The following is a 12,297-nucleotide window of genomic DNA, read 5'->3' as shown; positions in this document are numbered from 1 at the left end:
TGTTCACCTCTTCGAATTGATTCTCGGGTCCGCTACGCCGTACAGCAGATCCGCGGCCAGATTGCCCAGGATGAGCATGATGGAGGAGAACAGCGTAATGCCCATGATGACGGGATAATCCATCCCCCGAACCGCCGTCATGCCGAGAGATCCGATGCCCGGCCAGGAGAACACCGTTTCCGTCACGATGGCGCCCGCGACCAGCTCGCCCATCGACATGCCGAGCAGCGTGATGATCGGCAGCAGCACGTGCTTCAACACGTGGCGCAGCAGCACGATGCGCTTGGTCGAGCCGTACGCGTATTGAATCTGCACGTAATCCTCGCGCAGCTGTCCGATCGTGCTGGAACGGATGTACCGGACGTAGACCGCCAGGAAGCTGAATGCCAGCACGACGCAGGGCATGATGCCGTGCTTCAGCACGTCGGCGGCGGTGTTGACGCCGATCGTGCGCATACCCATGCTCGGCAGCCAGTGCAGATGGATGGAGAAGTAATAAATCAGCAAAATGGCGAGCCAAAACAGCGGAACCGAGATTCCGACGTAGGCGACCAGGTTGACGAGCTTGTCGATCCAGCGGCCACGATTCGCGCCGGCCAGCAGACCGAGCGGGATCGCCAGCAGCACGGCGAGCGCCAGCGCGGCGCCCATCAGCCCGGCCGTGGCGGGCAAGCGGTCCAGGATCTGATCCATGACCGGCTGGTGGTTGACGAGCGAGTAGCCGAGATTGCCGGTCACCGCTTCCTTGATCCACAAAAAGTACTGGATATAGGCCGGCTTGTCCAAGCCGAGATTGTGTCGGATGCGCTCGATGTCCTCGGCATGCATGTTCGGCGTGACGAACGACAGCACCGGATCGCCCGGCGCCAGCTTGATCATCGCGAAGCAGACGATCGAGACGAATATCAGCAGCGGTATCGTCTGCAAGAGCCTTCTAATTAAGAGTTGTCTCATTCGGTACGCTCCCCGGGATGGACGTACAAAAAAATAAGCTGGCGAACCAGCTTATTTTCTTGAACGCCCGGTATTCAACAGCGCTTATTTGAGGTAAAGCTTGGACGGATCTTCGAAAATGACAACCGGCTTCAGCACGGCTTGGTCGAGACCGCCGTAACGCTTGTCGATGGCGACGATCGTCTTGGTATAAGCGATCGGATAGATGGCCGCGTCTTCCGCGACGATCGTCTGGGCTTTCTTGTAGATCTCCTCGCGCTTGGCGGCATCGCCTTCGCCGGCGCCTTGCTTGAACAGTTCGTCGACCTCGGGATTGCTGTAGTGCGAGTAGTTGGACGAACCCTCGGACGTAAACAGCATGCTGTACGCATCGGGATCGAAGCCCATGATGTAGCCGGAGACGACCAGGTCGAAGTCCGTAGCCTTCGGATCGGTGAACTTCGCGACGAACGCCGAGGCGTCCATGCTGCTCAGCTCGACGGTGATGCCGACGTCCTTCAGCTTCTGCTGCACGTACAGGGAGATCGCTTCCTGCACCTTGTTGCCGCTTGTCACGATGAAGCGCAGCTTCAGGTTGCTCACGCCGGCCGTCTTCAGCAGTTCCTTTGCCTTGGCGACGTCGTTGTCGTAAGTCGGTACGTCGTTCGTCTGGTACAGCACGTCCGGCGTCAGGAACGAATGAGCCGGATCGGCGTAATCGGCGGAAGCGTAAGCGACCTGGATCAGCTCTTCGCGGTTCAGCGCATAACCGATCGCTTCGCGGACTTCCTTTTTCTTCAGGGCGCCCGTCGCGCTGTTGTGGTTGAACATCATGTAAGCCAGGCGGCCTTCGCTGTAAGCTTGAATGTCGAAGTTGCCCGTCGCTTCGATCGTGGAGACGTCCTGCGGATCGAGGTACTTGACGTTAAGCTCGCCGTTTTGAAGCGCGAGGTTCGCGGCGTTCGTATCCTTCGCGATGCGGTATGTGATCGAATCAAGGTGCGGCTTGCCGCCGAAGTAGCCGTCGAAGCGCTCGAGCGTCAAGTATTCTCCGGTCTTGTACTCTTTGAACTTAAACGCGCCGGAACCGACGGGTTGTTTGTTCTTTTCGCTCTTCTCGATGTTGGCTTCGTTCTCGAAGATGTGCTTCGGAATCGGGGACACCTGTACGAGCGTCGCTTCGAAGCCCGGCGCGACTTGCGGCAGCTTGAGCTGTACCGTCGTGTCGTCGACCTTCACCGCCTGGACCGGCTTCCCGCCGATGATGAAGTTGCCGCGCAGGAAGCTGTTCTGGGACTCGTCGAGGATCTTGTCGATCGTGAACACGACGTCGTCCGCCGTCAGCGGCTGGCCGTCATGCCAAGTGAGGCCGCTCTTCAGCTTCAGCGTATAAGTAAGCTTGTCCTCGGACAGATCGAGGCTGTCTGCCAGGTAGAACGTCTTCTTGCCGTTGTTCACTTGAAACAGCGGCGCGTAGAGCGCTTGGTCGATCGTCAGGCTGACGCGGTCGCCCGCGTAGTTCGGGTTCAGCACGACCGGGTCGGATGCGACTGCGACGATCAGGCTGCCGCCGTCATTGGCTTCGCCGCTCGCCGCCGGCTGCGAGCCGGATGCCGAGGCGCTGGCGGACGCAGTGCCCGAGGCGCTAGGAGAAGCGTTGTTCGCGTTGTTGTTGCCGGAGCACGCGCTTGCGAGCATGGTGAGCAGCGCAAGGACGACGATGCCGGTAAAGCGTTTTTTATTGCGGTTAAGCATAGTTTCACCCTCCACTGTATCTCTGTATCTGTTTTTGTAACAGTTAATCAATAGTACATCGGGTTACTTGGATTTGCAAGGGGGTTCTCAATGAAAATATTGTCGAATATTAGCCTAATTCGTCGGCAGCCATCCTATTATATCCGTTAATCGACATACCGACAAATCGGGCTTGCGAAATATGGTATGCCACTACAGCCTTGGAATTATGTACAAGCCAATGGTTAGACGCCAAAAAAGCGCTTCGAAGGCACGATCGCCCCGAAGCGCTGTCTTTGCGGTCGATATCGTTAGCTCCCGCCTGCGCGACGAAAGGTTGTAGATTCGGGTTCGGGCGCTCCAGGCCCATCGCCTCTCCTGTTGCAGGACTTGCGATCAACCCGAACGCTCCAGGCCCATTGCCTCTCCTCGCAGGCGGATCCGTGACCGAATCGATCGATAGATCCTATCGACCGCGAAGCACTTTACCGCAGCCGAATCAAAAACGTCTTGATCTCATATGGCGCCAGCGCGAACTGCAGCGGCTCGTCGCCGGCGTGAAGCTCGCCGATCGGACGCTCCAGCAGGTCGCACTCCTGCCAGGAGGCGATCTCGCAGCCCGGCGTTAGCGTCGCGACGCCACGCCCACCCGCATATTCGTGCAGACGGACGATCAGCGCGTCCTCGTCCTCTGCTTTTTTGATCGCGTCGAAGGCGATATGCTCTCCTTCCGCGCGCAGCAACGACTTGCCCGCGAACGCGCTCGCGCCCGGAACCGTCAGCAGCGGATTGTTGAGCGCCCAGGCCGCCGTCGCCGTTCCGCCGGCAGCCCAATCCCCCGCGTGCGGATAAAGCGAATACGTGAACAGATGCTCTCCCTGGTCGGCATTCGGATCGGGATCGATCGCGGATTTGATGAGCGACAGGCGGATGACGTTGTCTTTAATGTCATGGCCGTACTTGCAATCGTTCAGCAGGCTGACGCCGTAGCCGCGCTCGGACAGGTCGACCCACTGATGGCCGACGGTCTCGAACCGGGCGTGGTCCCAGCTCGTGTTCCAATGCGTCGGTCGCTTCACGTTGCCGAATTGGATGTCGTAGGTCGCCTCCGTGGCGCGAATCTCTACGGGGAACGCGACCTTGAGCAGCTGCTGGCGCTCCCGCCAGTCCGCGCGCGTGACGAAGTCGATCCGCCGATCGTGCGCATAGACGATAAGGCGCTGCTCGATGACGGATGCCCCGTACGCCCACTCCAATCGCAAAACCGCGCGCAGCGCGCCGCATTCGACGAGCTCGAGCTTGCGCAGATCCGTCAGTTCGCGCTGCTTTTCCTGATAGAACACGTCGATGTCCCACGCTTCGAACATTTTCGGCTTGTCCTCGAATACCTGCAGCTCGTTGGCCCGCGCTCCACGGGGCAGCACCTCGCGCGACAAACCGCGGTCGTACAGGCGGATCAGCCGGCCGGCCTCGTCGAATGCCAGCTCATAATAAGGCGTCCGAAGTACGCTGTCCGCCTCCGCCCATTCGAACGCCTTGACCGCAGCAAGCCCCTCCGCGGAAGGATCGAAGCGCAGCGTCGCCGCGCCCGTCGCCGGCACGTTTTCCGCCAGCACGAGCCACTGGCTGCCGGTGTATTCCGACCGAAGCGGCCAGCCGGCCTCGTTCAGCCAGGCTCCCTTCGAGCCGGCGCCTGTCTGCGCGGGAATCTCGATCAGCTCGGTCCGATCGAACGCGGCGCTATTATACACGCTGACGACAGCGCTGTCCGACTGCCCGGCCAACCGCTCCGTCGCAGCCTCGATCGCCTTCCTGCCCAAGCGCTCCGCTTCGGCATACTCCGCCCTCGCATCTTCATAGACCGCGCCGATGGACGAGCCCGGGATGATATCGTGGAACTGGTTGCGCAAGATCGTCGTCCAGCCCTCGTGCAGGTCCTCCTTCGGATAAGCCGCCCAATCGCCGCCCGCAGCCGCGCTTAATGAATGCAGCCATTCCGCTTCGCGGTACATCAGTTCCAGCTTACGGTTCATTCTCTTATTGTAGGCTTGACTCGTATACGTCCCGCGGTGGTACTCCAGATACAGCTCCCCGTCCCACGTATGGACATACCGGTCCGTGCTGTCCACCGTCTCGTGAAGCTTGTCGAAAAAGTCTCCCGCACGCCCGGGCACGATCTTGGGCAAGCCGGGCATCTCGTCTAGCCGCCGCCGCATTTCCAGCATATGCCGGTTTACGCCCCCGCCCCCGTCCCCGTAGCCGTACGACAGCAGCAGCTCGCGGTTTATATCCTTGTCGCGGTACGTGTCCCAGATCCCCTTGACGGAAAATGGTTCGATCAGGCCGTTGTAGGTATACCACCAGACGTTCGCTTCCGCGACTTCCGGCGTCGTGATAAAGTGCGTCAATATTTCCGAACCGTCGATGCCCCGCCATTTGAACGTGTCGTGCGGCATCCGGTTGTACTGGCTCCAGCTGATCTTGGTCGTCATAAACGTCTTGATGCCGGATTTGCGTAAAATCTGAGGCAGCGCCCAGCTGTAGCCGAACACGTCGGGCAGCCACAGATAGTCGCACTCGACGCCGAACTCGTCGCGGAAAAACCGCGTGCCGTGCAAAATCTGCCGCACGAGCGACTCGCCGCTCGTCAGGTTACAGTCCGCCTCGAGCCACATGGCGCCGCCGGCCTCCCAGCGCCCTTCCTTGACCCGCTCGCGAATTTGCTCGTAGATCTCGGGATAGTCCTTTTTCAGATAAGCATACAGCTGGGGCTGCGTCTGGAGGAAGACGTACTCCGGATATTTCTCCATCAGCCTCAGCACGGTGGAAAAGGAACGCGCCGACTTCTCGCGCGTATGCTTGAGCTGCCAAAGCCAGGCGACGTCGATATGGGTGTGCCCGATGGCGCGTACGGTAACCGGGTGGCTTTTCTCGAGCTCGGACACGGCCGTGCGAAGCGCATCCGCCGCCAGACCCACCGAGGCGTAAAACGCTTCCGAGCCCGGCCGCGACCAGTCGACTAGCTTAAAGGCCCTGTCCGCGGCGGTCAGCAGGTCATGCTTGGACGGGTTCGATTCTTCGAGTATCTTGCCCGTCTCAAGCGCCGCGCGCCCGGTGAAGTACAGATCGTCGGCGGCCGCGTCCAGCACGGCAAGCTCGGCGCGCTTGAACTGATGCTCCTGATCGCGAGGCCCTCCGCCGCCTTCGAGTCCCGACCACAGACGGAAGACGAGCTCGATCTCGCTGCCGGCGAGCTCCGCCGGAAGAAAGACCTCCTGATGGTTGGTGTCGACGCCTTGAAAAGGACGGCCGTTCAAATACAGCAACGACTCGAACGCCGAGTTGTTGCCAGGCCCGGTCAGGCCGAAGTCGAACACACCGACGACTTCGCTATCCTTCCATTCCTCAGGTACGCGTACCGTACGCCGCAGCCAGACATAACGGTCGTATCCCACCCAGCGATCTCCCTTGCGCATCCGAAGCTCGCCCGTCATCTCAGGCGGACGGTGCACGCCATTGGCGCCCGCCTCGTCCTCCCGCATCTCCCATTCTTCGAGTGCCAGCGCATGACGATAACGGTACGAGGCCAATTCCTCGATTCTTTTCTGAAGCTTCTCCACGATCCAAAACATTAATGAAGTCCTCCTCCAATGGTTATGACACGTGTTATCATCCTACGAAAAAAAGCGGGGTTAACCGCCTGAACCCTGTGGGACGCTGTCTCCCGGACGAATTGAAGCCCGCAGCCAGCGCTTGGAAGCGCGCTCGTCCTCCGACGGCTCCAGCAGCAGGCGCACCGCCTCTTCCCCCATGCTGGCATAAGGGATCTCCACCGAAGCGAGGGATGGACTCATGTACGCGTTGCTCCTGCGCGTGTTGTCTCCGGCCATGAGGACGAGCTCTTCTCCGATGCGGACGCCTCGCCTCCAAGCCGCTCTGTATAGCGGGACAGCGCCAACCGACCAATTAATCAAAATTGGAGGAAGTCCCCTTTCGGCGGCAGCCCTCTCATCCAAATACCGGCCGAGCCACGCTTCGTCGCCCACGTGAAAGCGATGAACGACGGGCGTCCAGCCCCGCGCTCCGCACCAGGATTCGTATGCGGCCTTACGGTCGCGTTCCGCCCAGTTCCGCTCGGGCCGGTCCTCGTAGGCTTCGAGGTAAACAGGGTAACGTGCCGCCGTGCCGCCCATGTAATCCAGCGCCTCGCGAATGCTCTCGCGATAGTCCGCGAGCACGGAAGCGACGCCATCCGTCCCCGCGTAGCCCTCGACGGAAACGTACGGGACCCCGGACTCGCGGACGCGCTCGATCCACGCCGCGCTCTCGTAATCCGTATCGTCGAGCGTCACGATGCCGTCGATTCGGCGCTGGCGGTACAGATCGAGCATGTCCAGCCGGTCTTGGTCGTCCTCGCTCTGCCCGCTGATGAGCACGTGATAGCCGCGTTCCGCGCAAGCCTTCTGCATGCCTTCGAGCAGCTGAAGGAACAGCGGATTTTTCATGTCGCCGAATGCGGCCACGCACCGGCTAAGCCCGGTTTTCATCGCTCTCGCCTGCGCGTCGACCTGGTAATTCAGATCCTTGATCGCCTTGAGCACCTTCGCTCTTGTCTCGGGACCGACGCCGATGCCCGGCGTGCCGTTGATGACGGCGGACACAAGGCTTCGGGACACGCCCGCGGCTTTGGCCACGTCAAAACTCGTTGTTCGCTTACCGGTATTCGGCGTCTTGCTTTTGCCTGTCATAGTCGCACCTCACCGAGAATATAACACGTATTATAACCGCACGCAATCCGCGATTTCAGAATAGCTGGCGCTTCGCTTCGGCCCCTGTAATCGTCTACGAAAAGCATCGTCTTCGACGTTTGAACGATATCCCCTTCGATCAGGACCGCCTGTTTCTGCAACAAATTCCGCTGCAAACTAAATTGCTGATAACGCCGAAAAAAAGAGGCCGGTCCGCGCCGCGCTCGCGACGTCGAAACCGCCTCTTGCTCTTGCCGATTCATTCCGGCATGGACCGCCCCGGCAGCGGCCGTTGCTTCAGGGAATCTCCCTGGAGACCGCCGCCTCGTAGATCAGCTTGAGGATGGTCGTCTTGGTGATCCGGCCCACGACTTCCGCGGCCGGCGCCCCGCCGTGCGGATGCGCTTGAACGACAGGAAGGCCGTCCACCTCGTGCTGGATCATCTTGCGCATCGCGTCGAGAATCGTATCCTCCGGCGCTGCGGTGACGATGTTGGGATAACGGGTCATCACCATGCCCAGGATGACGGCGTCCGCATGCGAGTTGCCGACGGCAACCTTCAGCAGGTCCTTGCGGGATACGATGCCGCTCAGCGAACCCGCCGCGTCCACGACGATCAGGCTGCCCACGTTTTCGAGGAAAAGCGAGACGACGGCATCGCCGACGGTCGCCGTCTCGCGGAGGACGACGGGTACGCCCATCACTTCCTTCACGCGCATCTGCAGGACGGCATTTTGCCCGGCTGCTCCCGCGTCGCCGGACGCCGCGGCCGGAAAGTAGCCGACCTTGGGCTTGGCGTCGATGTAGCCCAGCATCGCCAGCAAGCCGAGGTCCGACCGTATGGAAGGACGGGTGACGCCAAGCGCCTCCGCGATCTGCTCGCCGGTGATCGGCGCGCGCTTGCGAACCAGATCGACGATCTCGAGCTGGCGCGTTGATAGTTCGAGCATGGCAACCTCCAGGCTGGACGACTCTTTTCCCCCATTGTAACCGATCCGCGTCCCGATCACACCCCTGTCGCGCATCGGCGCCGGATCGCGAAGGCTCTTCTTTTCAGCCAGGTTGCCTGCCCTCTTCAATATATATAATTAGATCGCCTGAACGGTCGGGCTCTTTTTGTCTTCGACCGCGTTCTCGATCGCCGCCTGGGCGGCCGCGATCCGCGCCATCGGGATACGGTACGGCGAGCAGCTGACATAATCGAGTCCCGCGCGATGGCAAAACGCGATCGAATCCTTGTCCCCGCCATGCTCGCCGCATATCCCCGTTTTCAGGCCCGGCTTGCGCGAGCGTCCCTTCGTCGCAGCCAGTTCGATCAACTGCCCGACGCCGTCCGGGTCCAGCACCTGGAACGGGTTGTGCGGGAGCAGCTTCTGCTCCAGATAATGCGCCATGAAGCCGCCCTCCGCGTCGTCCCTGCTGTAGCCGTAGGTCATCTGCGTCAAGTCGTTCGTGCCGAAAGAGAAGAAGTCCGCATGGGCCGCGATGCGATCGGCCGTCAACGCGGCGCGAGGCACCTCGATCATCGTGCCGACCTTAAAGCCGCAAGCGCTCTTGCCCGCCTCGCCGAGCACGCGATCCGCGGCACGTTCGACCCGTTCGCGCAGCAGGCTCAGCTCGCTTGCGTCGCCGACCAGCGGGATCATTATCTCCGGATGTACGGAAATTCCCCCGCCGATGCAGGCTGCAGCCGCCCGGAATACGGCCTCGGCCTGCATATCGTAGATTTCCGGGTATACGATGCCCAGCCGGCAGCCCCGCTGTCCGAGCATCGGGTTCGCTTCGTGCAGGGCTTGAACCTTGCGAATCATCCGCCTCAGTTGCTCCTGCTCCTCCTCGGTCCCGGCCGCCCGCAGCTTCTGCTGCAGCTCTCCCGCATTCGGCAAAAACTCGTGCAGCGGCGGGTCGAGCAGCCGAATCGTGACGGGCAATCCGTCCATCTCCCGGAACAGCCCCTCAAAGTCGGCCTGCTGCATCGGCAGCAGCAGCGCAAGCGCAGCCAGCCGTTCTTCGCGCGAATCCGCCATGATCATCGCCTGCATGACCGTCAGCCGTTCCGGCGCAAAAAACATATGCTCCGTCCGGCACAGCCCGATGCCCTCCGCGCCGAAGCCACGCGCGATCCCGGCGTCCGCCGGCGTATCCGCATTCGCGTAAACGCGCAGGCGGCGGACGTCATCCGCCCAGCTCAGCACCTGCTGCAGTTCGTCCGTAACCGCCGCCTCCTTGAGCGGAATCTGACCGGCGTAGACGCTGCCGCTGGTGCCGTCGAGCGTCAGCCAATCTCCCTCCGCGATCGTCCTTCCGCCTGCCGTCGCCTCCCGCAGCGTCGGATCGATCCGCATCTCCTCGCAGCCGCACACGCACGGCTTGCCCATGCCTCTCGCCACGACCGCCGCATGGCTGGTCATGCCGCCTCGGCTCGTGAGCACGCCCTCCGCGGCGAGCACGCCGTGGATATCCTCCGGCGTCGTCTCGGCCCGCACGAGAATGACGGGCTTGCCAGCCTGCGCCCACGTTGCGGCCGTATCCGCGTCGAAGACGGCCATGCCGACGGCCGCGCCCGGAGACGCGGGCAGGCCGGACGCGATCGCGTCTCCCGCCGCTTGCTCGTCGATACCGCGGTGCAGCAGCTGCTCCAGATGGGACACCTCGATCCGCATCAGCGCTTCCTCGCGCGAGACGACGCCTTCGGCCGCGAGATCCACGGCGATCCGCAGCGCGGCCTGGGCGTTGCGCTTGCCGCCCCGCGTCTGCAGCACGTAGAGCTCGCCGCGCTCCACCGTGAACTCGATGTCCTGCATATCCGCGTAATGCAGCTCCAGGCGTCCGCACAGCTCGGACAGCTCGTCGTATACCCGCGGCATGACATCCTTCAAAGTCGCGATCGACTGCGGCGTGCGCACGCCGGCGACGACGTCCTCGCCCTGCGCGTTCGTCAGGTACTCGCCGAACAGCGCCCGCTCGCCGGTAGACGGATTGCGCGTGAACACGACGCCGGTGCCGCAGTCATCCCCTTTATTCCCGAACACCATGCTCTGTACGTTAACCGCCGTGCCCTGTTCGTCGGGAATGCGGTTGATCTTGCGGTAGACCTGCGCCCGCTGATTGTGCCAGGACTTGAACACGGCTTCGGTCGCGAGCGTCAGCTGTTCGTGCACGTCCTGGGGAAAGTCGATGCCGGAGAACGCCTTGACACAATCCTTGTACTCCCCGATCAACTGCATCCAGCCTTCGGCCGACACCTCTTGATCCTGCTCGACGCCAAGCTCCCGCTTCAAGCGGCGCAGCAGCCGCTCGAAGCGGATGGATTCGATGCCGAGCACCACCTGGCCGAACATCTGGATCAGCCGCCTGTAACAATCGTAGGCGAAGCGGGCGTTGCCCGTGCCCGCGGCCAGCCCCTTCACGGTCTCGTCGTTCAATCCCAGATTGAGGATCGTATCCATCATCCCGGGCATCGAGTCGACCGACCCCGACCGGACGGAGACGAGCAGCGGGTCGGCGGCATCGCCGAGCCGCTGACCCTTCTTCTCCTCCAGCCGCGTCACGGCTTCCCTCATCTGCAGCTGCAGTTCGCCCGAGATTCGATTGCCTGCCCGGAAAAAAGCCCGACACGCATCGGTCGTTATCGTGAAGCCGGGAGGCACCGGAAGTCCCACACGCGTCATCTCCGCCAGATTGGCGCCTTTCCCGCCCAGTAGCGTCCGCATGCCGGCATGGCCTTCTTCAAAGGAATAAACCCAGGATTGCACATTCATCAATCTTCGCCCTCGCTCGCCTCGACCGTCTCCAAGCAGCCTTCCTGCCCGCACACGCCGTATATTTTTTTCACACCGTTGGTCGGAATCGTATACATGAGCTGCTGACAGTGCTTGCAGATGACCATACCCAGTTCAAGTGCCGGAGCGGTTCCCTGTAAGGCGTTCGTCGCATTCGACATGTTGCTTCTCCTCCCGGCGGTTTGTAATTATGCCGCCTTATAATTTTATTGTGTGTCATAATTATATATATGCGTCATTAATATTGCAATAAGCAGCATTAAAATAAATAAAAATTAATTAACACGCCCCATATCAGAATAAATGAATCACATATTATTGGGAAAAATAAAAAACACCCTCCATCCGAATAGGAGCGTGTCCACTTTGCGTATAAAACGTGCCTTAGGTTGCAGTCTAGCAAACAAGGCGGGGCAGTGCATTTTTGCTCGAAAAAGCGGGGCAGTGCACCGTTTCTTGCTCGACAAGGCGCTGCTTGCGCGGCCGGTCCGCGAGCTGCGTTACAGCCGACTCGCCGAGGAGGCCACCGACTTCGCCTGTCGTCGCCCGCGTCGCTCTCTCGCCGAAATGCCTGCAAATATACATCTAATTTTGCCGATGTCGACCCTTTTGGACAGGATACATGCAAATGTGCATTTAGTTTCCTCCACCAGTCGGATTTCCGGCTTGCGCTTTGAATTTACCTGCATATTTGCATGTGTTTGCTCAAGTGTAGCGTAACGGAAAAAAATACATGTACAAATGCATGTTTTTCTCTCCGCTCAACCTTCGACAAGCTCCGGTACCCCGCAAGCGCGCTTATATGTCCGCGAATCGGTCCCGAGGAAGAAAGCAAGGCCTGCCGATGATTAATAGCGCCCTGGCTGACTTCTTCGATGTAGAATCGGATCTGCGGCGGGGCCAAGCGTTTTTTTGAAACAAACCTGTTATTTTATACTTTTTGGCATTTTTAAAGAGACTCCGTTTCCCAGTGTTCCGGGAGACAGAGTCTCTTTTAGTTTCACTAGCGAGACGGGCACCGCTCGCCGCCGATAGGCGCTTTCAGGCGCTATCTCGACACACGCTCGGCTCGCACCAGGCGCCGATAGGCGCTTTCGGG

At 60.6% G+C, this 12,297-nt stretch carries 7 protein-coding genes; all 7 read right to left on the bottom strand.

Annotated elements, in window-relative coordinates:
* Positions 1-3: 3 nt before the first annotated feature.
* Positions 4-954: an ABC transporter permease gene (locus tag KB449_RS02785; RefSeq protein ID WP_282906903.1), complete on the bottom strand. Its 951-nt coding sequence runs from the start codon at positions 952-954 to the stop codon at positions 4-6.
* Positions 955-1,038: 84 nt separating this feature from the next.
* Complete coding sequence (locus KB449_RS02780) at positions 1,039-2,688, bottom strand: ABC transporter substrate-binding protein (protein WP_282906902.1); 1,650 nt, start codon at positions 2,686-2,688, stop codon at positions 1,039-1,041.
* Between the two features lie 464 nt (positions 2,689-3,152).
* A complete protein-coding gene (locus KB449_RS02775; protein WP_282906901.1) occupies positions 3,153-6,299 on the bottom strand; it encodes an alpha-mannosidase in 3,147 nt (1,048 codons plus the stop codon).
* 60 nt (positions 6,300-6,359) lie between these two features.
* Complete coding sequence (locus KB449_RS02770) at positions 6,360-7,415, bottom strand: LacI family DNA-binding transcriptional regulator (protein WP_282906900.1); 1,056 nt, start codon at positions 7,413-7,415, stop codon at positions 6,360-6,362.
* A 297-nt stretch (positions 7,416-7,712) separates the two neighbouring features.
* Positions 7,713-8,366, bottom strand: a complete 654-nt coding sequence (locus KB449_RS02765; RefSeq protein ID WP_282906899.1) for a helix-turn-helix transcriptional regulator — start codon at positions 8,364-8,366, stop codon at positions 7,713-7,715.
* A gap of 138 nt (positions 8,367-8,504) precedes the next feature.
* On the bottom strand, positions 8,505-11,177 hold the full coding sequence (ppdK, locus tag KB449_RS02760) for a pyruvate, phosphate dikinase (protein WP_282906898.1): 2,673 nt from the start codon (positions 11,175-11,177) through the stop codon (positions 8,505-8,507).
* Positions 11,177-11,359 (bottom strand): GapA-binding peptide SR1P, encoded by a 183-nt coding sequence (locus KB449_RS02755; protein ID WP_277538730.1) that lies wholly within the window; start codon positions 11,357-11,359, stop codon positions 11,177-11,179. The genes ppdK and KB449_RS02755 overlap by 1 nt, the downstream gene beginning before the upstream one ends.
* Positions 11,360-12,297 lie beyond the last annotated feature (938 nt).

The sequence above is a fragment of the Cohnella hashimotonis genome, from assembly GCF_030014955.1.
GTDB lineage: Bacteria > Bacillota > Bacilli > Paenibacillales > Paenibacillaceae > Cohnella > Cohnella hashimotonis.
Note: the sequence above shows the minus strand (reverse complement) of the source record. Positions and strands in the feature narration are given on the sequence as shown.

Coding starts and splice junctions, on each gene's coding strand:
- KB449_RS02785 (WP_282906903.1), bottom strand. CDS start 954: ATGAGACAACTCTTAATTAGAAGGCTCTTGCAGACGATACCGCTGCTG.
- KB449_RS02780 (WP_282906902.1), bottom strand. CDS start 2,688: ATGCTTAACCGCAATAAAAAACGCTTTACCGGCATCGTCGTCCTTGCG.
- KB449_RS02775 (WP_282906901.1), bottom strand. CDS start 6,299: ATGTTTTGGATCGTGGAGAAGCTTCAGAAAAGAATCGAGGAATTGGCC.
- KB449_RS02770 (WP_282906900.1), bottom strand. CDS start 7,415: ATGACAGGCAAAAGCAAGACGCCGAATACCGGTAAGCGAACAACGAGT.
- KB449_RS02765 (WP_282906899.1), bottom strand. CDS start 8,366: ATGCTCGAACTATCAACGCGCCAGCTCGAGATCGTCGATCTGGTTCGC.
- ppdK (WP_282906898.1), bottom strand. CDS start 11,177: ATGAATGTGCAATCCTGGGTTTATTCCTTTGAAGAAGGCCATGCCGGC.
- KB449_RS02755 (WP_277538730.1), bottom strand. CDS start 11,359: ATGTCGAATGCGACGAACGCCTTACAGGGAACCGCTCCGGCACTTGAA.